We start from the raw sequence: 23483 nt of genomic DNA on the forward strand, positions 1-23483 counted from the left end.
CATGTTCAGCAAGGTCCTGATTGCCAACCGCGGCGAGATCGCCGGGCGGATCGGCAGAACATTGCGCCGCATGGGCATCTCTTCGGTCGCGGTCTATTCCGACGCCGACCGTTTCACCCGGCCGGTGCTCGACGCCGACGAGGCGGTGCGGATCGGTCCTGCGCCCGCCGCGGAGAGCTACCTCAATGTCGATGCGATCATGGCGGCGTGCCTTGCCACCGGCGCGCAGGCGGTGCATCCCGGCTACGGCTTCCTGTCGGAGAACCGCCGCTTTGCCGAGCGGCTCGCCGGGCACGGCATCAAATTCATCGGGCCGCGGCCTGAGCATCTCGACGCCTTCGGTCTCAAGCACAAGGCGCGGGAGATCGCCGAGCGCAGCGGCGTGCCGCTGCTGCCGGGCTCGGGCCTGCTGGAGACCATCGACGAGGCGGTGCAGCAGGCCGAAACGATCGGCTTCCCGGTGATGCTGAAGAGCACGGCGGGCGGCGGCGGCATCGGGATGCAGCTGTGCCACGACATGGCGACACTGCGCGAGCGCTTCGAATCGGTGCAGCGCACGGCGCGGGCCAGCTTCGGCGATGCCCGGGTCTATCTCGAGCGGTTCGTCGCCAGTGCCCGCCATATCGAGGTGCAGATCTTCGGCAACGGCAAGGGCGGCGTGGTGGCCCTCGGCGAACGCGATTGCTCGCTGCAGCGGCGCAACCAGAAGGTCTTTGAGGAGACGCCCGCGCCGGGGCTGTCCGCCGACATCCGCCGGCGGCTGCATGCGGCCGCGGTGTCGCTCGGCAAGGCCGTGTCTTATGAATCTGCCGGCACGGTGGAGTTCATCTACGACGTCGAGCGCGAGGATTTCTACTTCCTCGAGGTGAACACCCGTCTCCAAGTCGAGCATCCCGTCACCGAGCAGGTCACTGGCGTCGACCTCGTCGAATGGATGATCCGGCAGGCGGCCGGCGAGGACGTGCTCGGCCAGGCGGGCGCGCTCACGCCAAAGGGCGCTGCGATCGAGGTGCGGCTCTATGCCGAGAATCCGGGCGCCGGCTTCCGCCCGAGCGCGGGCCGGCTGACGCAGGTCAGCTTTTCGCCGGAGGCGCGGATCGACGGCTGGATCGAGACCGGCACCGAGGTGTCGCCGTTCTACGATCCGATGCTGGCCAAGATCATCGTTTCAGCCGAGACGCGCGAGGCCGCGATCGCCCGGCTTTCGAAAGCGCTGGACGATACGGTCGTCGCCGGCATCGAGACCAATCTCGACTATTTGCGCGCGATTGCGGCGTCCGACGTGTTCCGCAGCGGGCAGGTGGCGACGAGCGTGCTTGGCGAATTCGGCTATCGCCCCGGCACCATCGACGTTGTCGCGCCGGGCGCGCAGAGCGGGGTGCAGGAATTGCCCGGCCGGCTGCATCTCTGGCATGTCGGCGTGCCGCCGAGCGGCCCGATGGACGAACGGTCGTTTCGCCTCGCCAATCGCGTGGTCGGCAATCCGGAAGCAACGACCGCGCTGGAGCTGACGGTCAACGGGCCGACCTTGCGCTTCAACACCGACGCGATCGTCGCGCTGTCGGGCGCGCTGATGAAGGCATCGCTCGACGGCGCCGATGTCGCGTATGACGAGCCGCTCGCGGTACGCGCCGGCCAGACGCTCGCGATCGGCAGCATCAAGGGCCCTGGGCAGCGCACCTACCTCGCCGTGCGCGGCGGCATCGACGTGCCCGAAATTCTCGGATCGCGTGCTGTGTTTGCGCTCGGCGCCTTCGGCGGCCATGCGACGGGATCGCTGAAGGCCGGCGACGTCTTGCATATCGGTGCCGAGCCATCGGGCCTTGCGGCGCCGCGGCGCGCCACGGAACACGAGCGGCCGCAACTCACATCGGCGTGGCAGATCGGCGTCGTCTACGGCCCGCACGGCGCGCCGGATTTCTTCCTCGACGAGGATATCGAGACGCTGTTCGCGGCGAGCTACGAGGTGCATTTCAACAGCGCCCGCACCGGCGTGCGGCTGATCGGGCCGAAGCCGCGCTGGGCGCGCGCCGACGGCGGCGAGGCCGGGCTGCATCCGTCGAACATCCATGACAACGCCTATGCGGTCGGCTCGATCGACTTCACCGGCGACATGCCGATCATTCTCGGGCCCGACGGACCGAGCCTCGGCGGCTTCGTCTGTCCGGCCGTGGTCGCCCGCGACGAGCTATGGAAGGTCGGCCAGCTCAGGCCGGGCGACACCGTCCGCTTCGTGCCGGTCAAACGCGACGATCCGGTGGCCGGCCCCACGGTGCTGCGCGCGCCTGAGCTCGGATCGGCGATCGTCGGTCGGAATGACGCCGGCCCGATTCCGGTGGTCTATCGCCGCGCCGGCGACGACAATCTGCTGGTCGAGTATGGTCCGATGGAGCTCGACATCGCGCTGCGGCTGCGCGTGCATGTGCTGGCGCAGGCGCTGGAAGAGGCGAAGCTCAGTGGCCTGATCGATCTGACGCCCGGCATCCGCTCGCTGCAGATCCATTATGACGGCACCGCGTTGTCGCGAACGAAGCTGCTCGACGTGCTCAGGCGGATCGAGCGCGAATTGCCGCCGGTCGACGCGATGCGGGTGCCGAGCCGCACCGTGCATCTGCCGCTGTCGTGGCGCGATCCGGAGGCCGAGCTTGCGATGCGCAAATATCAGGAGTTGGTGCGCGCCGATGCGCCATGGTGTCCGTCGAATGTCGAGTTCATCCGGCGCATCAACGGACTTGCGAGCGAGGACGATGTCCGCCGCATCGTGTTCGACGCGGATTATTTCGTGCTCGGCCTCGGCGACGTCTATCTCGGCGCGCCGGTGGCGACGCCGCTCGACCCGCGGCATCGGCTGGTGACGACGAAGTACAACCCGGCGCGGACTTGGACGCCGGAGAACGCGGTCGGCATCGGCGGCGCCTATATGTGCATCTACGGCATGGAAGGGCCGGGCGGCTACCAGCTGTTCGGCCGTACCATCCAGGTCTGGAACACCTGGCGCACCACGCGGGTGTTCGAGCCGGGCCATCCCTGGCTGCTGCGGTTCTTCGACAAGATCCGCTTCTTCCCGGTCGACGCCGATGAACTCCTCGACGCCCGCGCCGCGTTCCCGCACGGGCAGTATGACATCAGGATCGAAGAGGGCGAGTTCTCCTACGCCGACTATGCCGGGACACTGGCCGACGCCAAGCCGTCAATCGCCGCGTTCAAGGCAACGCAGCAGGCCGCGTTCGACGCCGAGCGCCAGCGCTGGCGCGAGATGAAGCTCGACGAGGCGCCGGCTGAAACGATCGATGCGGCAGCCGCCGCGACGGGGATTCCCGACGGTCAGATCGGCGCGTTCTCCGAAGTGCCCGGCAACATCTGGAAGGTGCTGGTCGAGGAAGGCGCCAAGGTCGCGGCCGGCGACGTGCTGGCCATCATCGAGTCCATGAAGATGGAGATCTCCGTGCACGCACCCGCGGCGGGCCGCATCGCCTCGGTGCCGGTGAAGCCCGGCCAGACGCTGCGCGCGGGCGATGTGGTGGCGTTGCTCCGGCCGGGCTAGCGCGGCTACAGCCGCGCTTAGTCCTTGGGATCGGCCGGCGGGACGAGCGGAGTGGGCGTCTCGACTTCTTTCTCCACCCGCTGCCGGCCTTGATGATCAATTGACGCGTTTTGCCTTAACATCCGATCGATCTTCATCCTCACGCGGCGTGCCGCCAGCAATCCCAGGACCGCCTGAACCGTTCCCGAGAAGTTGCGATCGCCGATGGAGAACGAGTAACGCCAGGTGCCGGCGGTCTCGCCTTCAATGATCGTGTAATGAATTGAACGATGAATGCCGCTATGCTGGGCAGGTGTTTGTCCAACCACGACCTAGCTCATATGGCTGTTCGCTTGGGCACCAATCGCCTGTCCCAGCGAATTTGCATGCTTGACCAAGCCCATGACGCGTTCGCCCCTGCGCGGGCCCATTGGAAGCTGACTGCCGTCGTTTCAAGGCAGAAATGGAGTGGCCGCGGAGCAATCGGCTAGACGATTTGCTCCCGTTGCGTCTTGTGATCCTGGGTCGTTAAATTGCGAGATGGTGTCAGACCGGATGCCTCGTACCCATGAGCTCGTTTGACATAGGTCAAAATACGATCCCGGAAGCTCCCGACGTTGAGCCACGAACACAGTTCGGTGCCGAATGAAAGCCGCCACACGCGTTGCTAGCGCCTTGCCGTCGATACCGAGCTCTGCCGGGGGAATCGCGCGTCTCGCATGTGCCCGGCTGCGCGATGCGCAGGTTGATCCGGTCCCGATCGTGTCAGCTGCAGGCCTGGAAATCGACGACGTCGAGGACCACAAGCGCCGCATCGATGCACGAGCGCAGGTCAGGCTGCTCGAACTCGCCGCAAGGGAATTGCAGGACGACTGCTTCGGACTCCATCTGGCTCAAGGCTTCGAGCTGGGCGAGATCGGGCTTCTGTACTACGTCATGGCTTCATCGGAGCATCTCGTTGACGCCTTGCAAATCGGCGGACGCTACTGCGCGATCAACAACGAGGGTGTGCGGTTGCGAAGCTCTCTGGATCGCGGCTTCGCCATCGGGTTCGAATATGTCAACATCGATCGGTCGTCGGATCGTCACCATGCGGAATTCTGGCTGGTTGCGCTGATCCGTATTTGCCGCGCACTGACTGACGGCAGGCTGGTCCCGAAGCAAATCAAGTTGAAGCACTCCAGACGAGAAACGCCGTCGGATGTGCGATCTCTTCTTGGATGCGAGATCGAATTTGCAGCGGACAGCGACGAGCTCTTGTTTCCGTCCCGGATCGGCGCATTGCCTGTCGTGGGGGCCGATTTGCATCTCAACAGGATGTTGCTTCAATATGCCGACGAAGCGCTTCTTAACCGGGCACCGAGACGAAGCAGCGTGCAGTCACGCGTCGAAGGACACATCGCCCAGTTGCTTCCGCACGGCAAAGCCAATGCCGAGGCGGTCGCGCGTCGTCTTGGCATGAGCCGGAGAACTCTCGCTCGCGCATTGTCGTCGGAGGGGGTGGACTTCTCAGACGTTCTCAAGGCGTTTCGAATTGCCCTTGCCCGCCATTACCTCGAAGATGAGGAGCTGCCGATTTCCAAGATCGCATGGCTATTGGGCTACAGCGAGGTCTCTTCCTTCACGCATGCGTTCGTCCGCTGGACCGGCCTCACGCCGAGGGCCTATCGCAGCTCGAATGGCGATCGGTGATGGGCTGACACCAGCTCTCAACTAGCTGGCACAGACGAGCAAGACCTGGCGGAGTGTACTCCGCTAGGGCAGTCCGATGCAGTCGAACCTCTTGTCCCAGCTCGCGTGTCGCTGTCGCCGCGCTTCGGCCGTGGTTTTCGGCCCCATGACCGGGGACGACTGGCTATTCCTGGCTTCGATAATTTGTTTCCACAGTCTCTTGGTCGCGCTGGTCTGGGTCGTGTTCGCGAACTGACTGATGGCTCTGCTACGTCGACGTTCGATTGCTTCGTCGATCCGCCGTCACCCGCCTTACACCTCGAGCCATTCCTCGCGAACGGCGGCGTTGCTCTTGAGCTGGTCGGGGGTGCCTTCGAACACCACGCGGCCGTGGCCCATGATGTAGACCCGGTTGGAGATCTTCATCGCGATCGACAGCTTCTGCTCGACGAGGAGAATCGCGACGCCGGCTTTCGCGATCCGCGCGATCAGCTCGCCGACCTGCTGCACGATCAGTGGCGCCAGGCCTTCGGTCGGCTCGTCGATCATCATCAATTCGGGGTCGCCGAGCAGCGTGCGGCAGGTGGTCAGCATCTGCTTCTCGCCGCCTGACAGCACGCCCGCCGGCGTGTCGGCGCGCGCGGCGAGGTTCGGGAACATGTCGAGCATCTCCTGCAGCCGCCACTTGCCGGGGCGGCGCGGGTCCTTGATGCCGAGGATCAGGTTCTGGCGAACCGTCAGGCTCGGGAAGATGTCGCGATGCTCCGGCACATAGCCGAGCCCGAGGCGTGCGATCTTGTGGCTCGGCAGGCCCGCGATATCCTGGCCCTTGAAGCGGATGGTGCCCTGCGGCGGCACCTCGCCCATGATCGCCTTGACGGTGGTCGAGCGGCCGACGCCGTTGCGCCCCAATAGGCTCACCACCTCGCCGGCCGCGATGTCGAGATCGACGCCCTGCAGGATGTGGCTCTTGCCGTAATAGGCGTGAAGATTCCTGACCTCGAGCATCAGTCGACCTCCTCGCCGAGATAGGCTTCCTTGACCTTCGGGTTGCCGCGGATCTCCTCCGGTGTGCCGGAGGCGATGATGTGGCCGTAGACCAAGACCGAGATGCGGTCGGCGAGGCCGAACACCACGCTCATGTCGTGCTCGACGATCACGAGCGTGCGTCCCTCGGTGAGGCGGCGGATCAGCGCGACGGCGCGCTCGGTCTCGGCGTGGCTCATGCCCGCGGTCGGTTCGTCCAGCATGATGACGCTGGCGCCGCCCGCGATCGTGATGCCAATCTCGAGCTCGCGCTGCTCGGCATAGGTCAAGAGGCCCGCCGGCACGTCGCGGCGGTGGCTGAGATGGATGTCGTCGAGGATCTGCGCGGTGCGCTGCTTCACCTCGGGCAGATTGTCGACGTTCTTCCAGAACGCGTAGCGGTGGCCGGTCGCCCACAGCACGGCGCAGCGGACGTTCTCCCACACCGTCATGCGGGCGAACACGTTGGTGACCTGGAACGAGCGCGACAGCCCGCGCCGGTTGATCTCGAAGGGCCGCAAGCCCGAGGTCACCTCGCCGTTGAGGCGGATCTCGCCGGAGGTCGGCTTGATGTGGCCGCTGATCAGGTTGAACGTCGTCGACTTGCCGGCGCCGTTGGGGCCGATGATGGCGTGACGTTCGCCCTTGGCGACGCTCAGGTTGAGATCGCGGATGATGGCGACATTGCCGAAGCTCTTCTCGACGGCGTTGACTTGGATGGCAGCGGTCATGCGAGATACCCCCGGTCACGGGCCACCGTCGCGGCGCGGTCCCAGGCTTCCGCAACGCGCCGCCAGGTGATGCGCGCGACCAGGAAGCCGCCGACGAGCAGGACCGCCGCGGCCGCCCAGGTCGTCGGCGCCGTGGCGACGAAGGGAACGCCGAGCAGGTTGATCACATCGCCGCCCGAGAAGCGCGCAACGGTTTCGATGGTCAGGATGATGCCGAGCGCCAGCGCCAGCGTCGGGATCGTCGCGACCAGATAGGACGGGATCACGGAACGAAGCGTTCCGGCGCGGATCAGCGGGCGGTGCTTCATCAGGATGCCGGCGATGCCGCCGGGTGCGAACATCACGATGCCGATGAAGATGATGCCGAAATAGAGCTGCCAGACCGAGGTGACGCTGGTCAGCCCGAGCTGCAGATAGGTCACCAGGATGGCACCTAAGATCGGACCGAAGAAATAGGCGGTGCCGCCGATGAACGCGGAGAACAGCACGAGGCCCGACTGCGTCGCGCCGAGATAGGCCGAGTTGGCGATCTCGAAATTGATCGCGGCGAGTCCGCCGGCGATGCCGGCGAAGAAGCCGGCGAACATGTAGGCGAGATAGCGCACCACATGCGGATCGTAGCCGATGAACTCGACGCGCTCCGGATTGTCGCGCACCGCGTTGCAGATCCGCCCGAGCGGCGTGCGGGTCAGCGCATACATCGCGATCGCCGACACCATCACCCAGAACGCGATCAGGTAATAGACCTGGATCTGCGGCCCGAAGGTCCAGCCGAACATCGGCATCAGCGAGGTGCGGTCGGTGGTGATGCCGGATTCGCCGCCGAACACGCTACGCAGGATCAGCGACGACGAGGCGACCAGCTCGCCGATGCCGAGCGAGATCATCGCGAACACGGTGCCGGCGCGCTTGGTCATCACCCAGCCGACGAGGAGGGCGAACGCCATGCCGCCGATGCCGCCGACTAGCGGGATCACCGGCAGCGGGATCGGCCAGTTGTGGCTCGCGACCGCGTTCATGACATGCACGGCGAGGAAACCGCCGAGGCCGTACTGCACCGCGTGTCCGAACGACAGCAGCCCGGTCTGGCCGAGCAGGATGTTGTAGGACAGCGCAAAGATGATCGCGATGCCGATCAGGCTGAAGGAGGTCAGCGAGCCGCCGGTGCCGAACACCAGCGGCAGCACGACCAGCGCGACCGCGGCGAGCAGCCAGACACCATAGAAGCTCAAGGCGCTGCCGGGCTCCTGCTTGGCCGCAGCGATGGAGGGCGTGGAAGCGTTGCTCATGACTCGCGCGTCCCCAATAGGCCCATGGGGCGGAAGATCAGGACCAGCACCAGCAGCACATAAGGCAGGATCGGCGCGATCTGCGCGATCGTGACGTTCCAGATGTCCGTGAGCGGCGAGGGGCCGAGGCTCGGATCGAGCGGGCCGAACACGCTGGCGAGCGAGCCGTTCAAAGCAACTGCAAAGGTCTGGATCAAGCCGATCAGGAGCGAAGCGATGAAGGCGCCGGGCAGCGAGCCGAGGCCGCCGAACACGATGACGACGAACAGGATCGGGCCGAGCAGCGCGGCCATGTCGGACTGCGTCACCAGCGAGGGACCGGCGATGACGCCGGCGAGACCCGCAAGGGCGCTGCCGACGCCGAACACCAGCATGAACACGCGTCCGACATTGTGGCCGAGATGGCCGACCATGCTCGGATGGGTCAGCGCGGCCTGCACGATCAGGCCGACGCGCGTCTTCTTCAAGGTGACCAGCAGCGCGATGAAGATCACGACCGAGATCACCAGCATGAAGATCTTGTAGGCGGGGTAATTGGTGGAGAAAACGGTGAAGGCCGGGAAGTCGAGCGCCGCCGGGACGCGGTAGTCGACCGGGCTCTTGCCCCAGATCATCGAGACGATCTCTTCGATCGCGAAGGCTAAACCAAAGGTCAGCAGCAGTTCGGCGACATGGCCGTGCTTGTGGGTGTTGCGCAGACCGTAGCGCTCGACCGCCATGCCGACCGCGCCGACTAGCAGCGGCGCCAGCACCAGGGCTGGCCAGAATCCGATCCAGCGGGTGAGCTGAAAGCCGAAGAACGCGCCGAGCATGTAGAAGCTGGCATGCGCGAAGTTCAGCACGCCCATCATGCTGAAGATGACGGTGAGCCCGCTGGACAACAGGAACAGCAGCATGCCGAACAGGACGCCGTTGAGCGTCGAGATGACGATCAGCTCAGCCACGGCGCACTCGCTTGAGACTGGAACGGTTCACGTGAGTAAAGCCTGTCGAGTGAAAGGAACTTACCCGTCATTCCGGGGCGCGCGCGTCAGCGGGCGAACCCGGAATCTCGAGATTCCGGGTCTGGTGCTTGCGCACCATCCCGGAATGACTGATGTGGCCGATCAGGGCCGCTTCATGTTGCAGGTGGTCGGAAGCATCGTCTGCGCGGTGTCGATCTTGGACACGATGCGCCAGCCCCAGCCGGTGTTTTCCTCGTCGAACGGCTCCTTGGTCTTGTCGGCCAGCGCGCCGAACGAGGAGATGTAGATCGGCTGGAAGAACTGGTGGTCGTCCTTGCGGATGAAGCCCTCGCCGCCGTCGAACACTTCGAACTTCATGCCTTCGAGTGCGGCCGCGACCTTCACCGGATCGATCGAATTGGCCTTCTCGGCGGCCGCCTTGAACATCCGCATCTCGTTGACCGCGCGCGGATACCAGACGGAAATGCCGGTCTTGGCGCGGAAGTCCTTCTCGAAATCCATCGCCGCCTTGTTGCCGGAGTTCGGGACGCCTTCGCTGATCTGGAACACCTGGCCCTCGAGGCCGGCCTGCTTGACTGCGGTCGGTCCGCCGGCGCCGCCGGCATAATAGGTGTACCAGTTGACCTTGAGGCCGGCGTCAGCCGCCGCCTTCAGCAGCAGCGCGAAGTCCTGGCCCCAGTTGCCGGTCACGACGGTGTCGGCGCCGGACGCCTTGATCTTGGCGATGTAGGGCGAGAAGTCGGTGACTTTGAGCATCGGGTGCAGTTCGTCGCCGACGACCTGGATATCCGGCCGCTTTTCGCCCAGCATCTTGCGCGCCGTGGTGCGCACCGACTGGCCGAACGAATAGTCCATGTTGATCAGGTAGACCTTCTTGATGGACGGCTGGCCCTTCATGTAGTTGGTCAGCGCTTCCATCTTGATGTCCGAGTTCGCATCCCAGCGGAAGTGCCAGTAGCTGCACTTCTCGTTGGTCATCGCCGGATCGACCGCGGCGTAGTTGAAGTAGAGCACTTCCTTGCCGGGGTTGCGCGAATTGTGCTTGGTGACGAAGTCTTCCAGCGCCGCGCCGACCGACGAGCCGTTGCCCTGGGTGATGTAGTGGACGCCGGCGTCGACCGCCTTCTGCGCCTGCACCAGGCTTTCCTGCGGATTGGTCTTGTTGTCGAGTGGGACGATCTCGACCTTGTGGCCGAGGATGCCGCCCTTGGCGTTCAACTCGTCGGCGAGATACTGAAACGTCTTCAGGCCGCCTTCGCCAACGCTGGCGCCGCCGCCGGAGAGCGGATCGATATAGCCGATCTTGATGGATTCCTGCGCGGACGCCGCGCCTCCCAACACCGTCAGCGCTGCCGCGGCGGCAACGATCAGCCTATGCATCCTGCGTTCTCCCTTGCTCGTGTTTCTTGATCTTTAGCGATCGAGGCCGTCTCATAACCCCAATCGCCGAGCCTTCGCAACTTTCGCTTTGAATACTGCGTCAAGTTTTAGCAGAAGGTATTATGATGTTATAGGCCATATGTCGCCGGAATCGGGCGCAGTTTTGAATTACAGGTAAACTTTTGGATGGGGCTCACGCTTATTCTCGGTTCCGAACCGGCGTCGTCCGTCTCCAAAACCTCCCCTTGAAAAGGGGAGGTCGCTTCGCTCGTTAGAGCGAAGCGGGTGGGGATCGGCTGTCTCCACTTGGAGCGTCGCCTGCGGCTGACCCCCATCCCGACCTTCCCCCTTTCAGGGGGAAGGGGAAACCGGGATCGCTACCGTGGCGGATCTAGCCTGGATGTCGGCGCGGCTTGAGGCCCGCGAGGAACAGCCGCGCGAAATGATCGGCGATCTCGGCTGGAGACCAGTCACGCCTGGTCTTGAACCAGATCGGATACCAGTGGCCCATTCCGGTGAGAATGCGCTCCGCGAAATAGGTATCGATGCGGCGGAAACGGCCCTCGTCGACCCAGCGCTGATAGCTGTTCTGGTCTTGTCGGATCGTCGCCAGCACGTCTCCGACATAGGCTTTTCGGTCTGCGTCGTTGAGATAGTTGATGTTGTGGTAGGTCGCCTTTGGGCCGCAGGGCGTGTCGTGCAGCATCAACAGCAGGCGAATTCGCTGAACGATGTGATCGAATGCTCCAAGGCTGTGCTCTTGCAGATGCTCGCGAATGCTGACCTCGCCGGCGAGCCCGCGTCGCAGGCAGGCCAGCAGCAGGCTCTCTTTTTCACTGAAGTGATAGTAGATGCCGGCGCGCGTCATGCCCGCATCCACGGCGATGCTCTCGAGCGACGTGCCCGAGGCGCCCCTTCGGTTGAAACTGTCGGAAGCAATCGACAGCATCCTGTCGAACTTGGCGGCCCGCTTGTTCAACGCTGCGCGAGCCTCGAGAAAAGGGGCGAGGCTGAGCGGCTCGGGCATTTTGGGGAGCGCGATCTCGCGCCGGTAGACGCCATGCGTGATGATGTCGTCGATGGCATCGATCGCCTGTTGCCGCGTGTAGTAGTCGCGTTCGGACAGCCAGAACGGAACCCAGTCGAGGATGGAGATCAGCGCCACCGCCGTGAGCAGCGGCTCGTCGCAGGCGATCGAGCCGTCCGCCACGCCCCGATCGAGGATGTCCGCCAGCAGCGCGGCGTTCTGCCAGCGCTTGGCATGGACCTCGCTGCTGTAGGGCGCGGCCAGCGCATCGATATCGCTGAACAGGATCATGCGCTGGCCTTCGGGCCTCAGCCTGCCGCGCACGAAGCGCCTGATGATCTCGAGCCCGTCGATGCCGGGCTCGGCGGCCGCCTCGATCTCGTGGCGATAGATCGCAAGGCCGCGCAGATAGCAGTGGAAGATCAGATCTTCCTTGTCGCGGAAATAGTGATACAGCGCGCCCGGCACGGCCTGCACCGATGCTGCGACCTGCTCCATCGTCACGTTGGCATAGGAGTGGCGGGCAAACAGCCGGGAAGCTGAGACGAGGATTTCTTCAGCCCGATCCGTCGGGTCGGCGGCGACTTGCAAGCTCGAATGCCCTTCTTAACCGCGGAACGAAAGTCCGCACGCGAGATAATCCCCTTGGCAGCCGCTTGTCGATCTGCGATAGACGGTGGCATACCATACACCAGCGGTCTTGATTGTCTGGTGATTTGGCGACCGTCGGCCCGTGGATGCGGGACGGCCAATATCGACCGGGCATCGGTTCGGCAGCAGCTTCGGACAGGATTTTGGAGAGCAAGCCTTTCGCGAGAAGGGCTATTGGAGAGAGCATGGCGCGCAACATTCTGATTTTGGGAGCTTCCTACGGCTCCCTGCTGGGGACCAAGCTGCTGATGGCGGGTCACAACGTCTCCCTGGTGTGCCGGAAGAACACCGCCGACCTGATCAACCGCGAAGGCACCGAGGTGCGGATCAAGCTGCGCGACGAGAAGGAGCACCGCTCGATCTTCTCGCGCGATCTGCCGGGCAAGCTCGATGCCGTCACGCCCGCCGATGTCGACGTGTCGCGCTACGACATGGTCGGCCTTGCGATGCAGGAGCCGCAATACACCAACCACACGGTTCGCGTGCTGATGATCAAGATCGCGGCGGCGAAGCTGCCCTGCCTGTCGATCATGAACATGCCGCCGTTGCCGTATCTGAAGCGGATCCCCGCACTCGCCGGCATGGACCTCGAGGAGGCCTACACCAACGCGCAGGTGTGGGAGCGCTTCGAGCCGGGCCTCGTCACGCTGTGCTCGCCCGATCCGCAGGCCTTCCGTCCGCCGGAGGAGAAGGCCAATGTGCTGCATGTCGGCCTGCCGACCAACTTCAAGGCCTCCGCCTTCGCCGACGACAAGCACAACAAGGTGCTGCGCGAGCTCGAAGCCGACATCGACGCGGTGACGCTCGACGGCCAGGACGTTCCGGTGAAGCTGAAGGTGTTCGATTCGCTGTTCGTGCCGCTGGCGAAGTGGTCGATGCTGCTGACCGGCAACTATCGCTGCATCACGCCGACTGAGCCGCAATCGATCCGCGATGCCGTGCACGGCGACCTGACGCGCTCGCAGGCGATCTACGACCACGTCGACGGCATCGCGCGCAAGCTCGGCGCCGACCCCGCGGACCAGGTGCCGTTCGCGAAATACGCCAAGGCCGCGGAAAGCCTGCTCAAGCCGTCATCGGCGGCCCGCGCGGTCGCCGCCGGCGCGCCCTTCATAGAACGCGTCGACCTGCTGGTGAAGCTGATCTCGCATCAGCTCGGCACGCCGAGCGCCGAGATCGACCGCACGGTCGAGACCGTCGATCAGAAGCTGAACGAGAAGATCGTGCAGGGCGGCTCCGGCGCGGAGTAACCGAATGCGTTGACGGCGGGGGCAGGAATGCCCTCGCCATGCATCGGCGATCTGCAATGCACCCAATCGCGGTTGCCGGACGCATGGCTCGACCTGTCCAGATGAGGTAGACTCGCTCAGCTGCGGTTGGGAGCAACGGACATGCCGAGCAAATCGCTTCCTCTCCTTGCAATCTACGGCGACCTCGATCGCGCACGCGACATCATGCGCGCCTGGCAGCCGCTCGATCACCTCTCCCCCGAAGACGCCGAGATCGTCGTGAAGGCGATCGCCGAAGGCATCGCGCGCGGGCGCCGGCACGGGATCGAGATGGGACAGTGTCATCAGGCGGCGTAAAGTCGCTAGCCCTCATGCGTCACGGCCAAAACCGTCACCGAACGCGTCTGCTGGCTCGGCGTCTGAAAATCGATCGTCTGGCCGACCGACAATCCGATCAGCGCGGCACCGACCGGCGTCAGCACCGAGATGCGCCGCAGCGCGATGTCGGCTTCGTGCGGATAGACGAGCACGACCTCCCTGACGTCGCCGGTCTCGTCGTCGCGGTAGCGCACAAGCGAGCCCATGCGGACCACGTCATGCAGATCGGCATCGTCGGCGACCAGCTGGGCGCGGTCCGTCTCGCGTGCGAGGAACTGGGCGACGCGGGGAAACACCGCCATGCTGGAATCGGCCAGCGCGCTGAGGCGATGCGCCTCGCTCGCGGTGATCACGATCGGCGGCAATGCCGGGGCGGTAAAGCTGTTCTGAATGGTTCGGGTCATGTGGGTTGATCTTTGCGGTTGATCGGAGGCGCACGAGCGCCGGCGCGCGGACATCTCGCGACGCGACGGACTGAAATGATTTGGTGACGTAGAGGAATCCGGACGGCGCGCGATCGCCGGCCGGCTAATTGCCTGCGTGCAGACGTCCGGCGCGCAATTCGCGGCGCGCAATACGGGTGTCGATGCGGAGCGTGTCGATCATGGCATTATCAACATAGCCGCTGGCGACGTCGCATCCATTGCGGCGAAAGCGCGCACATCGCCGCGTGGAACGAGACGCCATCGCCGCAAGCAGAGCGTCAGGGCTGTCCGATGCCGGACAGGCCGAGCACCGCGCCGGCGGCGAGCGCGACAAGCGGATGGATGCGCGTCGTGGTGGTGGCGATCGCGACGCCGGCCGCGATCAGGATGGTGCCCCAGCTCGAGGCCGATGCGTGGGTGATGACGATGGCGCTGGCCGTGACGAGCCCGGCGGTGACCGGAACCAGCCCCGCCTGCACGGTGCCGCGCCAGGGCCGGTCCTTGAAGCGTTCCCAGAGCCGCAGCGCGAAGCCTGTCACCAGCGACGACGGCCCGAACTTGGCGAGCGATGTCACCAGCACGCCGGAGAAGCCCGCGACATGCCAGCCGACCAGCGGCACCACCATCATGTTCGGCCCGGGTGCTGCCTGCGCCAGCGCGAACAGCGCGCCGAATTCCTGCGCCGTCATCCAGTGATGGACGTCGACCACCTGACGCTGCATCTCCGGCAGGATGGTGTTGCCGCCGCCGAAGGCGAGCAACGACAGCTCGGCGAAGATCAGCGCGAGCGTGACGAGGGTTGCGCTCATGACGCCTGCCTCGACCGGAGAACAATGCTGAGCGGCGCGAGCGTCAGCAGGGTCGGCAGCAGCGGCAAGCGGAACACGGCGATCGCCAGCACGCACAGCGCGCCGATGAAGAGGCCGAGCACATCGCGCCGCAGCGGCCAGGCGATCTTGATCGCGGTGGAAATCAGCAACCCAGCTGCTGCGGCGGCGAGGCCACCGAATAGATGACGGACGACCGGGTCGTCGGCGAAGCGGCCATAGATCACACCAAGGCCGATCACGACCGCGGTCGGCACCGCGATCAGGCCGAGGATCGCTGCGAACGCGCCGGGAATGCCGCGAAACTTCAGCCCGACCGCGACCGACATGTTGATGATGTTGCCTCCGGGCAGGAACTGGCACAGCCCGAGCAGGTCGGTGAACTCCGCGCCGGTGAGCCAGCCGCGCTTCTCCACCATCATGTGGCGCGCCAGCGGCAGCACGCCGCCGAAGCCGGTCAGTCCGAGGATGAAGAAGCCCGTGAACAACTCGCCGACGTCAGGTGCGTGATGCTTAGTGGTTTGCGCGGCGGGGATGGCGTCCATCGGCGGGGCGGCTCCGGTTCGATTTGTTCTTGAGCCGACTCTAGTTGGCCGCGTGACAAATTTCCAATATATGGATACGGGAATTCGCATATCTGTTGCATATGGATCGCCCGATGATCGAACTGCGCCATCTCCGCTATGCCGTCGCGGTCGCCGAGGAAGGCCATATCACCCGCGCCGCCGCGCGGCTCGGCATCCAGCAGCCGCCGCTGAGCCAGCAGATCCGCGCGCTGGAAGCCGCGATCGGCGCGCCGCTGTTTCGCCGGCAGCCGCGCGGGGTCGAGCTGACCGCGGCCGGCCGTGCCTTCGTCGGCAAGGCGCGCGCGATCCTGCGCGACGCCGACCTCGCGGTGGAGGCCGCGCGCCGCGCGAGCCGCGGCCAGGAGGGGCAGCTTGCGATCGGCTTCACCTCTTCGGCCGCCTTCCATCCTTTCGTCACCGGCGTGATGCGCGAAATGCGCGAGCGCGCGCCGGCGATCACGCTGTCGCTCGAGGAGGCCTCGACCGGCGAACTGATCGCAGCCGTCGAGGCCGACCGGCTCGATGCCGCATTCGTGCGCGCGCCGAGCGAGCGGCTGGAGAACCTCACGATCACGCATCTGCTCGACGAGGAGATGGTGGTCGCGTTACCCGACCATCATCCGCGCGCCCGCAAGGATACGCGGCGGCGGATTTCGCTGGCCTCGCTCGCCGACGAGCCGCTGATCCTCTACCGCCGTCCGACCGGGCCCGGCCTCTATGACAGCATCATTGCGGCCTGTCGTGCCGCGGGCTTCAGCCCGAAAGTGGCGCAGGAGGCGACGCGGATGGTGTCGACGCTCAGCCTGGTCGCGGCGGGGCTCGGCATTTCGATCGTGCCGGAATCGATGGCGCGGCTCGAGACCGCCGGCGTCTCCTATCTCCGCCTCGACCGCGCCACCGGCCTCGTCGCGCCGCTGGCGCTGGCGCGCAAGAAGGGCCCCGCCGCCGGCACGCTTGGCCGTCTGCTCGGGATCGTGACGCGACGGGTGAAGGACCGTGCCGGCGGCTAGTGGAGTCTGCGCGACGAGGCTGAACGTCGCCGCTGCCGCTGGTGGCGCGGAATGTGGGGAGTTTGGCGAACGCGCATATCCGGGCGCGGTTAGACAGCTCCATCAAACTCGATTGCCGGCGCACGGATCGCAACAGCCTGGTTGCGACCGGAGGCTTCGGGTTCAATCAACACCGCGAAAGGCATTTCCAATGGCGCGTTTTCCTGTCCATACGCTCGAGTCTGCCCCCGAAGCCTCGAGGCCTACTTTGCGCGAGGTCGAGGCGCGGTTTGGCATGATCCCGAACCTTGCGGCGGCGATGGCGACCTCGCCCGTGCTGATCCAGAGCTTCATCGGCATCTTCGACAAGGTTCACGGCGGCAGCTTCACCGAGCAGCAGATCCAGACCGTGCTGCTCACCGACGCGGTGACCAATGGCTGCGCCTGGGCGGTCGCGCTGCATTCCGCGCTCGGCTTGCAGGCTGGGCTCGATCCGGCCGATGTCGATGCGATGCGTGCCGGCCGCTCGCCTGCCGACAAGACGCTCGGCGCGCTCTCGACGCTGGCGCGGTCGCTGATCGAGAAGCGCGGGCGGCTCGACGAAGAGGAGATCGAACGATTCCTGGCAGCCGGGTTCTACAAGGACCTCGTGCTTGAGGTGATCACCATCGTGGCGGCCTCGACCATCACCAACTACACCGGCAGCGTCACCAATCCGCCGCTGGAGGCGGCGTTGCAGGAATATGCCTGGAATAGCTGAGACGGTCTCGCCTGAGCGTCAATCATTGCACGTCGACCGCGCGGCCGGCCGTGCACGTCAGAGCGCAAACCTGGCGCGATAGTCCTGCGGCGTGGTCGACAGCAGGCGCAGGAAGCTGCGCCGCATCGTTTCCTCCGACCCGAAGCCGCAGCGCTGTGAGATGCGCTTGATCGGCAGGCGCGTTTCCGAGAGCAGATGCCGCGCGCCCTCGACCCGGAGCCGCTCGATTGCGCGTGCCGGCGTCAAGCCGGTCGCTTCGGCGTAATGGCGGCTGAAGCTGCGCTCGCTCATGCCGGCCTGTTTCGCCAGCGTCGACAGCGAGAGGTCGCCGGCCAGATGGTTGCTGATCCAGTCGTGCAGCGCGCTGAACCTGTCGTCGGTGGCTTGCAGCGACAGGATTTCGCTGAATTGCGCCTGTCCGCCCGGCCGCTTGAAGAACACCACGAGATAGCGGGCGACGGCAAGCGCCGCCGTGCGGCCGAGATCCTCCTCCAGCAGCGCCAGCGCCAGATCGATGCCGGAGGTGACGCCGGCCGACGTCCAGAACGAACCGTCGCGCACGAAGATCGGATCGGGCTCGACGCGGACATCGGGAAAACGCTCGGCGAGCTCTGCGCAAAATCCCCAATGGGTCGCGGCACGCCGGCCATCGAGCACGCCCGATGCGGCGAGCAGGAACGCGCCGGTGCAGACCGATGCGGTGCGGCGCGCCTGCCCGGCGCGTTCGCGCACCCAGTCCACCAGGACGGCATCGGCCGCCGCGGCGTTGACGCCGTCGCCGCCCGGAATCACCAGCGTGTCGACCGGGCTGCCGATCGCGGGCAGCGGATGCACCGCGAGCCCGACGCCGGCGGACGACTCGACGTGTGAGCCATCCTTTGCAACGACGCGGACTTCATATGGCTCGGCGTTGCCTGCCTTGGCCGCCAGCGCATTGGCGGACGCGAACACCTGCAATGGCCCGGTGACGTCGAGCAACTGCACGGCCGGATAGGCCAGCACTTCGATCGAGCGGCGGCGGTTTGGCGAAAAACGTGGGCTGGTTGGCGTCATCGCCGAAACCTGCCGCGCTAGATTCGCTTTGTCCATAGCGCAAGGAAAGTTCGAGGGAAGTTCGATGATCGCTCACGATGTTCATCTGCGGATCGGTTCGCTGCTGTTCGAAGGCGTCGACCAAATCGATTTGACCGGGCCGTTCGAGGTGCTGTCGCGGATTCCGAATTCGACCTACCGCATCTACGGCAAGACCGCCGATCCCGTCCGCGACATCAAGGGATTGCGGCTGACACCGGATGCGACGCTGGCCGATGCGCCGCCGCTCGACGTGCTGCATGTGCCGGGCGGCTTTGGTCAGCAAGCCCTGATGGAGGACACGGAGGTGCTCGGCTGGATCAACCGACAGGCGGCGGGGGCATGCCGCATCTTCTCGGTCTGCACCGGCGCGCTGATCTGCGGAGCGGCCGGCCTGCTGAAGGGACGCAGGGCGACGACGCATTGGGCGTCGTTTCATCTGCTGCCGTTGTTCGGCGCTACGCCCGTGAACCAGCGCGTGGTGGTGGACGGAAGCTTCGTCTTTGCCGCCGGAGTCACGGCAGGCATCGATGGCGCATTGCGGCTCGCGGCTGAACTGCGCGGCGACGATGCCGCGCGCGCGATCCAGCTCTATATGGTGTATGCGCCGGAGCCGCCGTTCGACAGCGGCACGCCGGAGACCGCGCCACCCGAAATCCTGCAGCAGTCGCGCCAGGCCGTGCGCGCGATCACGGAGCAGCGGGAAGAGACTGCGCGCCGTGTCGCGGCGAGGCTGGGCGTCGCCGTGCAGGGAGATTGAGCGGGACTAATTCCCCGGCTCGAAGCTGCAGTCGGCGCCGCCGCCGGCCTTGTCCTTGATCACTGTTGGATCGAACGTGCAGGACAGCTTCGACAATGCCTCGTAGATCGTGCCGGCGGCGCCGTCGGGCGGCACGCCGGCCAGCGCTACAGTGGCGAAGATCGCGTTGGCTTCGCTGCCCTTCACGGTGTGGGTGTTGCCGCCGAAGGTCAGCGCGCAGGAACGCGAGGTGATGTCGACATTGCTGGCGCGGCAGACCACCTTGTCGGCGGTGACGATGATCTTGCTGGCATAGGAGACATTGCTGTCGCCGTTGAAGAATGCGGCGACCGCCTTCTTCTCCTTGGCCGGCAGCGGCGAGTAGGGCGCCACCACGCCGGCGAGCGCCAGCGCGACCGAGCCCGAGCTGGTCGCAGGCGCAGCCCAGGCGGCCGACGAGGCCAGCGACATTGAACATGCGAGGATCGTCAATCGGCCCAGTCTCATTCCCGTCTCCCGGTGCCCGCGCTTTCCGCGGCGCGGAATCGCTAGCATGTCGCGTGACTTCAAGGGGTGACGCCATTCACACGCGATCCCGCAACTTCGCGTGAGGCGCGGATGCGCACAGGGCAGGGCGGCCCCGCGTGGACCCGCTTGCACGATCGCGCCATCGGCGTCACAGTCCGATCCGTGGCAGCGATGCCGCCAACAACGACGACAAGAAGATCAATCCGGGGGAACGCCATGGCGGCCACGCGCATCGACTGCGACATCCATCCCGCGGTGGGGGGAACGCGCACCACGCTGCTGCCCTATCTGAGTGATCACTGGAAGGAACAGGTCGTCAGCCGTGCCATCGACGGGCTCGACCTCAATTCCTATCCGCCGTCGATGCCGCTATCCGGCCGAGCCGACTGGCGGCCGGCCGACGGCAGCAAGCCCGGCAGCGATCTTGCCATGGTGCAGCGCGGCGCATTCGACCAGCTCGGCGCCAGCCACGCGATCTGCAATGTCGTCTATGGCGCGCAGGCGGTGTTCGATTCCTACATGGCCGCGGACTTCTGCAGGGCGATCAACGACTGGATCGCGGCCGAATGGCTTGCCAAGGACACGCGGCTGCGCGCCTCGATCGTGGTGCCGATCCAGGCGCCGGACCTTGCGGTCGAGGAGATCGAGCGCAGGGCCGGCGACAATCGCTTCGTTTCGGTGCTGGTGCCCTCGCAGGGCGAGACGCTGCTCGGCCGGCGGCCTTACTGGCCGATCTATCAGGCCGCGGAGAAATACAAGCTTCCGATCGCGATCCACGCCGGCAGTGCCTACCGGGGCGCGCCGAGCTCGATCGGCTGGCCGTCCTACCGCTACGAATATTATCTCGCCGAGGCACAGGCGTTCCAGGCGCAGGCGCTGAGCCTGATCTATGAGGGCGTGTTCGGGAAGTATCCCGGATTGACCGTCGTGCTGATGGAGTCGGGCGTCAGCTGGCTGCCGGCGTTCATGTGGCGCGCCAACAAGACCTGGCGCGGCGTGCGCGTCGAGGTGCCGTGGGTGGAGCGCGAGCCGGCCGCGATCATCCGCGACCATTTCCGCGTCACCATGCAGCCGTTCGACGCGCCGCTGGATCCTACAAGCGTTGCCGACATCATCGATCAGATCGGCTCCGACAAGATGTTTCTGTTCGCATCCGACTATCCGCACTGGCAGTTCGACGGCGACGATCCGATCCCGCGATATCTGCCCGACAGCATCGTCAAGCGGATGTGCGAGGACAATCCGATTGAAACGTTCCCGCGTTTGAAGCTGAATTCGTAATTCGCGCGCATGATCCGGAAAAGTGGAAACCGGTTTTCCGACAAGATCATGCGCAAACAAGAAGGAGGATCGCATGAGTGACGTCATCGACCGCCCGATGCTCGACCAGGAGAAGACCGCCGCGACGCGGCTGAAGATCATCGACTGCGACATCCATCCGAGCCTTCACGCGCATAGCGACCTCAACGAGTTCCTGCCGAAGCGCTGGCAGCAGCATCTGAAGGAATATGGCAGCCACCTGCGCACGCCCTATATCGGCACCACGCCGTATCCGCGCTCTTCGCCGCTGATCGCGCGGCGCGATGCCTGGCCGCCGACCGGCGGCGTGCCCGGCTCCGATCTCGATTTCATGCGCAAGCAGCACCTCGATCCCTTCGACGTCGAGTTCGGCATCCTGCAGGTGCTCGACCTCTTCATCTTCTCGCAGCAGAATTTGGAATTCGGCGCCGCGATCCAGCGCGCCATCAACGACTGGCAACTGGCGTTCTGGGCGCATCGCGATCCCCGCCTGAAGGCCTCGATCCTGGTCGGGCAGGACGGCTCCGACCTCGGCCTCGCCGAGATCGAGCGCTGTGCCAAATCAGGCGAATACATCCAGATCAACGTCTCGCCGCGCGCCAATGAGCCGCTCGGCCGCCGCCGCTACTGGCCGATCTATGAACGCGCGCAGGAGCTCGACCTGCCGCTCGGCATCCATGTCGGCGGCTATGGCGGCCATGCGCCGACCGGCGGCGGCTGGCCGTCCTATTATTGCGAGGAGCACCAGTCGAACGCGCACACGGTGGCGTCGAACCTCACCAGCCTGGTGCTGGAAGGCGTTCCCGAGCGCTTCCCGAAACTGAAGATCGTGTTCATCGAGGGCGGCTTCGGCTGGATCCCCGCGACGATGTGGCGGATGGATCAGCACTTCGAACGCTTCCGCAGCGAGGTGCCGCATCTGAAGCGCCGACCGAGCGAATATGTGAAGGAGCATTTCTGGTTCACGACCCAGCCGATCGACGAACCGGATGAAGCCAGGCACCTGCGGCAGCTGATCGAATGGGTCGGCATCGACCGGCTGTTGTTCTCGTCGGACTATCCGCATTGGGACTATGACGACGCGCGCTACGCCTTCAAGACGCCGCTGACGGACGCCGAGCGTCGCAAGATCTTCAATGCCAACGCCCGCGCGGTTTACAAATTCTAGGACACAGATGACCCGTCACATCGTCGCGCGCACCAGTGAGATTCCGGCCGGCGGCAACAAGGTGTTCGGCATCGAGGGCCGCGACATCGTCGTGTTCCATGTCAATGGCGAGTTCTTCGCGCTGCTCAATCGCTGCCCGCATGAAGGCGCGCCGCTGGAGAAGGCGGCCTGCGTCGCGCGCCTGACCTCGCCGGAGCCCGGCATCTATCAGCGCGACCGGGTCGGCGAGATGCTGCGCTGTCCGTGGCACGGCTGGGAATTCGACATGCGCAACGGGCAGTCCTGGTTCGATCCGAAGCGGTTCAGGATCCGCTCCTATCCGGTCGCGGTCGGAAGCGGCGCCGAGTTGCAGAAGGGGCCGTATGTCGCCGAGACTTTCCCGGTGCACATCGAAGACAGTTATGTGATCGTTGAGGTCTAGCCGGCGCGTTGGCGCAGGTCACGCGACCGTGCGCGTCGCCGCGGACCTCGTCATGCCCCGGATAAGCCCGGCCATGAAGGATATTGCAGTTTTTGCAATAATGAAGTGCCGTCGACGGCAATTATAATAACCGCTGCAATGGGCCACCTTGAGGTCGCGGTCGGGAATGAACCCGTCCACCACATCAGGAACGGCATATGAAGCTCTATCACTTCGCTCTCTCCGGCCACGCGCATCGCGCGCGCCTGTTTTTGTCCCTACTGGAAATTCCGCACGAACTGGTCGACGTCGACCTCAAGTCCGCCGCGCAGAAGCGGCCGGAATATCTCGCGCTCAACCCGTTCGGCCAGGTGCCGGTGCTCGACGATGACGGCGTAATCATCCCGGACTCCAACGCGATCCTGGTCTATCTCGCGACCAAGCTCGGCCGCACCGATTGGCTGCCGCAGGATGCAAGGGGCGCTGCCGCGGTCCAGCGCTGGCTGTCGGTTGCTGCCGGCGATCTTGCGTTTGGGCCCGCTGCGGCGCGGCTCATCACCGTGTTCGGCGCGAAGCACAATCCGGACGACGTGATCGCGCGGGCGCATGTTCTGCTGAAACGGCTCGAAGCCCATCTCGCCGGGCGCGACTGGCTGGTCGGTGAGGCGCCGACAATCGCTGATGTCGCGCTCTACAGCTATCTGTCCAGCGCACCCGAAGGCAATGTCGATCTCTCCGCCTATGCGCGCGTCAACGCGTGGCTGCGCCGGATCGAGGCGCTGCCGGGCTTCGTGGCCTTCGCCAAGACCCCAGTCGGTCTGGCGGCCGCGTGACCTCCTGA

The 23483-nt window shown here is 65.3% G+C and carries 23 protein-coding genes; 11 read left to right on the forward strand and 12 right to left on the reverse strand.

The features are described from left to right. The first annotated feature begins 1 nt into the window (after position 1). Positions 2-3544 carry an urea carboxylase gene (gene uca / locus ACVI1L_RS19675; protein ID WP_456783589.1) on the forward strand — a complete coding sequence of 1181 codons (3543 nt, stop codon included), beginning with the start codon at positions 2-4 and terminating at the stop codon, positions 3542-3544. A 17-nt stretch (positions 3545-3561) separates the two neighbouring features. On the opposite strand, the gene ACVI1L_RS19680 is transcribed toward uca, so the two are convergent. Further along, on the reverse strand, positions 3562-3852 hold the full coding sequence (locus tag ACVI1L_RS19680; protein ID WP_057017917.1) for a hypothetical protein: 291 nt from the start codon (positions 3850-3852) through the stop codon (positions 3562-3564). A gap of 316 nt (positions 3853-4168) precedes the next feature. On the opposite strand from ACVI1L_RS19680, the gene ACVI1L_RS19685 reads away from it, so the two are divergent. After that, positions 4169-5215 carry an AraC family transcriptional regulator gene (locus tag ACVI1L_RS19685; RefSeq protein WP_229191778.1) on the forward strand — a complete coding sequence of 349 codons (1047 nt, stop codon included), beginning with the start codon at positions 4169-4171 and terminating at the stop codon, positions 5213-5215. A 291-nt stretch (positions 5216-5506) separates the two neighbouring features. Here the strand turns inward: ACVI1L_RS19685 and ACVI1L_RS19690 are convergent, their stop codons facing one another. The 6 genes from ACVI1L_RS19690 to ACVI1L_RS19715 all read right to left on the reverse strand — a co-directional run bounded on the left by ACVI1L_RS19690 (position 5507) and on the right by ACVI1L_RS19715 (position 12203). Continuing rightward, on the reverse strand, positions 5507-6202 hold the full coding sequence (locus ACVI1L_RS19690; RefSeq protein WP_050385202.1) for an ABC transporter ATP-binding protein: 696 nt from the start codon (positions 6200-6202) through the stop codon (positions 5507-5509). Further along, positions 6202-6951, reverse strand: coding sequence for an ABC transporter ATP-binding protein (locus ACVI1L_RS19695; protein ID WP_028332917.1), 750 nt, complete (start codon positions 6949-6951; stop codon positions 6202-6204). The genes ACVI1L_RS19690 and ACVI1L_RS19695 overlap by 1 nt, the downstream gene beginning before the upstream one ends. Next, positions 6948-8240, reverse strand: coding sequence for a branched-chain amino acid ABC transporter permease (locus tag ACVI1L_RS19700; protein WP_456783590.1), 1293 nt, complete (start codon positions 8238-8240; stop codon positions 6948-6950). Before ACVI1L_RS19700 ends, ACVI1L_RS19695 begins: the two co-directional genes overlap by 4 nt. Beyond that, positions 8237-9184, reverse strand: coding sequence for a branched-chain amino acid ABC transporter permease (locus ACVI1L_RS19705; RefSeq protein WP_016847025.1), 948 nt, complete (start codon positions 9182-9184; stop codon positions 8237-8239). Before ACVI1L_RS19705 ends, ACVI1L_RS19700 begins: the two co-directional genes overlap by 4 nt. 162 nt (positions 9185-9346) lie before the next feature. Beyond that, complete coding sequence (locus ACVI1L_RS19710; protein ID WP_057017914.1) at positions 9347-10585, reverse strand: branched-chain amino acid ABC transporter substrate-binding protein; 1239 nt, start codon at positions 10583-10585, stop codon at positions 9347-9349. A gap of 391 nt (positions 10586-10976) precedes the next feature. Next, positions 10977-12203: a TetR/AcrR family transcriptional regulator gene (locus ACVI1L_RS19715; protein ID WP_076827656.1), complete on the reverse strand. Its 1227-nt coding sequence runs from the start codon at positions 12201-12203 to the stop codon at positions 10977-10979. A 245-nt stretch (positions 12204-12448) separates the two neighbouring features. On the opposite strand from ACVI1L_RS19715, the gene ACVI1L_RS19720 reads away from it, so the two are divergent. Then, positions 12449-13513, forward strand: coding sequence for a ketopantoate reductase family protein (locus tag ACVI1L_RS19720; protein ID WP_028332920.1), 1065 nt, complete (start codon positions 12449-12451; stop codon positions 13511-13513). 141 nt (positions 13514-13654) lie between these two features. After that, positions 13655-13849, forward strand: a complete 195-nt coding sequence (locus ACVI1L_RS19725; protein ID WP_076827654.1) for a hypothetical protein — start codon at positions 13655-13657, stop codon at positions 13847-13849. Between the two features lie 5 nt (positions 13850-13854). On the opposite strand, the gene rnk is transcribed toward ACVI1L_RS19725, so the two are convergent. The 3 genes from rnk to ACVI1L_RS19740 form a co-directional block, all read right to left on the reverse strand. Then, complete coding sequence (gene rnk, locus ACVI1L_RS19730; protein ID WP_057017910.1) at positions 13855-14274, reverse strand: nucleoside diphosphate kinase regulator; 420 nt, start codon at positions 14272-14274, stop codon at positions 13855-13857. A gap of 299 nt (positions 14275-14573) precedes the next feature. After that, positions 14574-15104, reverse strand: coding sequence for a chromate transporter (locus tag ACVI1L_RS19735; RefSeq protein WP_168858497.1), 531 nt, complete (start codon positions 15102-15104; stop codon positions 14574-14576). Next, a complete protein-coding gene (locus ACVI1L_RS19740; protein WP_076827649.1) occupies positions 15101-15667 on the reverse strand; it encodes a chromate transporter in 567 nt (188 codons plus the stop codon). Before ACVI1L_RS19740 ends, ACVI1L_RS19735 begins: the two co-directional genes overlap by 4 nt. A 113-nt stretch (positions 15668-15780) precedes the next feature. Between ACVI1L_RS19740 and ACVI1L_RS19745 the strand changes: the two genes are divergently transcribed. Beyond that, positions 15781-16698 carry a LysR family transcriptional regulator gene (locus tag ACVI1L_RS19745; protein WP_199805264.1) on the forward strand — a complete coding sequence of 306 codons (918 nt, stop codon included), beginning with the start codon at positions 15781-15783 and terminating at the stop codon, positions 16696-16698. Between the two features lie 190 nt (positions 16699-16888). Then, positions 16889-17437 carry a carboxymuconolactone decarboxylase family protein gene (locus tag ACVI1L_RS19750; RefSeq protein ID WP_057017905.1) on the forward strand — a complete coding sequence of 183 codons (549 nt, stop codon included), beginning with the start codon at positions 16889-16891 and terminating at the stop codon, positions 17435-17437. Positions 17438-17494: 57 nt separating this feature from the next. Here the strand turns inward: ACVI1L_RS19750 and ACVI1L_RS19755 are convergent, their stop codons facing one another. Beyond that, positions 17495-18490: a GlxA family transcriptional regulator gene (locus tag ACVI1L_RS19755; protein WP_229192419.1), complete on the reverse strand. Its 996-nt coding sequence runs from the start codon at positions 18488-18490 to the stop codon at positions 17495-17497. A 64-nt stretch (positions 18491-18554) separates the two neighbouring features. Here ACVI1L_RS19755 and ACVI1L_RS19760 point away from each other — a divergent pair, with 64 nt between their 5' ends. Further along, positions 18555-19268: a DJ-1/PfpI family protein gene (locus tag ACVI1L_RS19760; protein WP_057017904.1), complete on the forward strand. Its 714-nt coding sequence runs from the start codon at positions 18555-18557 to the stop codon at positions 19266-19268. 6 nt (positions 19269-19274) lie between these two features. On the opposite strand, the gene ACVI1L_RS19765 is transcribed toward ACVI1L_RS19760, so the two are convergent. After that, complete coding sequence (locus ACVI1L_RS19765) at positions 19275-19754, reverse strand: hypothetical protein (RefSeq protein WP_456783591.1); 480 nt, start codon at positions 19752-19754, stop codon at positions 19275-19277. A gap of 237 nt (positions 19755-19991) precedes the next feature. Between ACVI1L_RS19765 and ACVI1L_RS19770 the strand changes: the two genes are divergently transcribed. From ACVI1L_RS19770 to ACVI1L_RS19785, 4 genes are all read left to right on the forward strand, one after another. Then, complete coding sequence (locus tag ACVI1L_RS19770; protein WP_456783592.1) at positions 19992-21056, forward strand: amidohydrolase family protein; 1065 nt, start codon at positions 19992-19994, stop codon at positions 21054-21056. 73 nt (positions 21057-21129) lie between these two features. Beyond that, on the forward strand, positions 21130-22242 hold the full coding sequence (locus tag ACVI1L_RS19775; RefSeq protein WP_092089441.1) for an amidohydrolase family protein: 1113 nt from the start codon (positions 21130-21132) through the stop codon (positions 22240-22242). 7 nt (positions 22243-22249) lie between these two features. Next, positions 22250-22663 carry a Rieske (2Fe-2S) protein gene (locus ACVI1L_RS19780; protein ID WP_456783593.1) on the forward strand — a complete coding sequence of 138 codons (414 nt, stop codon included), beginning with the start codon at positions 22250-22252 and terminating at the stop codon, positions 22661-22663. Positions 22664-22860: 197 nt separating this feature from the next. After that, positions 22861-23475, forward strand: coding sequence for a glutathione S-transferase family protein (locus ACVI1L_RS19785; protein ID WP_456783594.1), 615 nt, complete (start codon positions 22861-22863; stop codon positions 23473-23475). Positions 23476-23483 lie beyond the last annotated feature (8 nt).

The organism is Bradyrhizobium sp. USDA 4516 (assembly GCF_054055915.1).

What these genes read in the sequence shown, in the direction of transcription:
- uca (WP_456783589.1), top strand. Translation starts at nt 2, where the DNA reads ATGTTCAGCAAGGTCCTGATTGCCAACCGCGGCGAGATCGCCGGGCGG.
- ACVI1L_RS19685 (WP_229191778.1), top strand. Translation starts at nt 4,169, where the DNA reads ATGAAAGCCGCCACACGCGTTGCTAGCGCCTTGCCGTCGATACCGAGC.
- ACVI1L_RS19690 (WP_050385202.1), bottom strand. Translation starts at nt 6,202, where the DNA reads ATGCTCGAGGTCAGGAATCTTCACGCCTATTACGGCAAGAGCCACATC.
- ACVI1L_RS19695 (WP_028332917.1), bottom strand. Translation starts at nt 6,951, where the DNA reads ATGACCGCTGCCATCCAAGTCAACGCCGTCGAGAAGAGCTTCGGCAAT.
- ACVI1L_RS19700 (WP_456783590.1), bottom strand. Translation starts at nt 8,240, where the DNA reads ATGAGCAACGCTTCCACGCCCTCCATCGCTGCGGCCAAGCAGGAGCCC.
- ACVI1L_RS19710 (WP_057017914.1), bottom strand. Translation starts at nt 10,585, where the DNA reads ATGCATAGGCTGATCGTTGCCGCCGCGGCAGCGCTGACGGTGTTGGGA.
- ACVI1L_RS19720 (WP_028332920.1), top strand. Translation starts at nt 12,449, where the DNA reads ATGGCGCGCAACATTCTGATTTTGGGAGCTTCCTACGGCTCCCTGCTG.
- ACVI1L_RS19725 (WP_076827654.1), top strand. Translation starts at nt 13,655, where the DNA reads ATGCCGAGCAAATCGCTTCCTCTCCTTGCAATCTACGGCGACCTCGAT.
- rnk (WP_057017910.1), bottom strand. Translation starts at nt 14,274, where the DNA reads ATGACCCGAACCATTCAGAACAGCTTTACCGCCCCGGCATTGCCGCCG.
- ACVI1L_RS19735 (WP_168858497.1), bottom strand. Translation starts at nt 15,104, where the DNA reads ATGAGCGCAACCCTCGTCACGCTCGCGCTGATCTTCGCCGAGCTGTCG.
- ACVI1L_RS19740 (WP_076827649.1), bottom strand. Translation starts at nt 15,667, where the DNA reads ATGGACGCCATCCCCGCCGCGCAAACCACTAAGCATCACGCACCTGAC.
- ACVI1L_RS19745 (WP_199805264.1), top strand. Translation starts at nt 15,781, where the DNA reads ATGATCGAACTGCGCCATCTCCGCTATGCCGTCGCGGTCGCCGAGGAA.
- ACVI1L_RS19750 (WP_057017905.1), top strand. Translation starts at nt 16,889, where the DNA reads ATGGCGCGTTTTCCTGTCCATACGCTCGAGTCTGCCCCCGAAGCCTCG.
- ACVI1L_RS19755 (WP_229192419.1), bottom strand. Translation starts at nt 18,490, where the DNA reads ATGACGCCAACCAGCCCACGTTTTTCGCCAAACCGCCGCCGCTCGATC.
- ACVI1L_RS19760 (WP_057017904.1), top strand. Translation starts at nt 18,555, where the DNA reads ATGATCGCTCACGATGTTCATCTGCGGATCGGTTCGCTGCTGTTCGAA.
- ACVI1L_RS19765 (WP_456783591.1), bottom strand. Translation starts at nt 19,754, where the DNA reads ATGAGACTGGGCCGATTGACGATCCTCGCATGTTCAATGTCGCTGGCC.
- ACVI1L_RS19770 (WP_456783592.1), top strand. Translation starts at nt 19,992, where the DNA reads ATGGCGGCCACGCGCATCGACTGCGACATCCATCCCGCGGTGGGGGGA.
- ACVI1L_RS19775 (WP_092089441.1), top strand. Translation starts at nt 21,130, where the DNA reads ATGAGTGACGTCATCGACCGCCCGATGCTCGACCAGGAGAAGACCGCC.
- ACVI1L_RS19780 (WP_456783593.1), top strand. Translation starts at nt 22,250, where the DNA reads ATGACCCGTCACATCGTCGCGCGCACCAGTGAGATTCCGGCCGGCGGC.
- ACVI1L_RS19785 (WP_456783594.1), top strand. Translation starts at nt 22,861, where the DNA reads ATGAAGCTCTATCACTTCGCTCTCTCCGGCCACGCGCATCGCGCGCGC.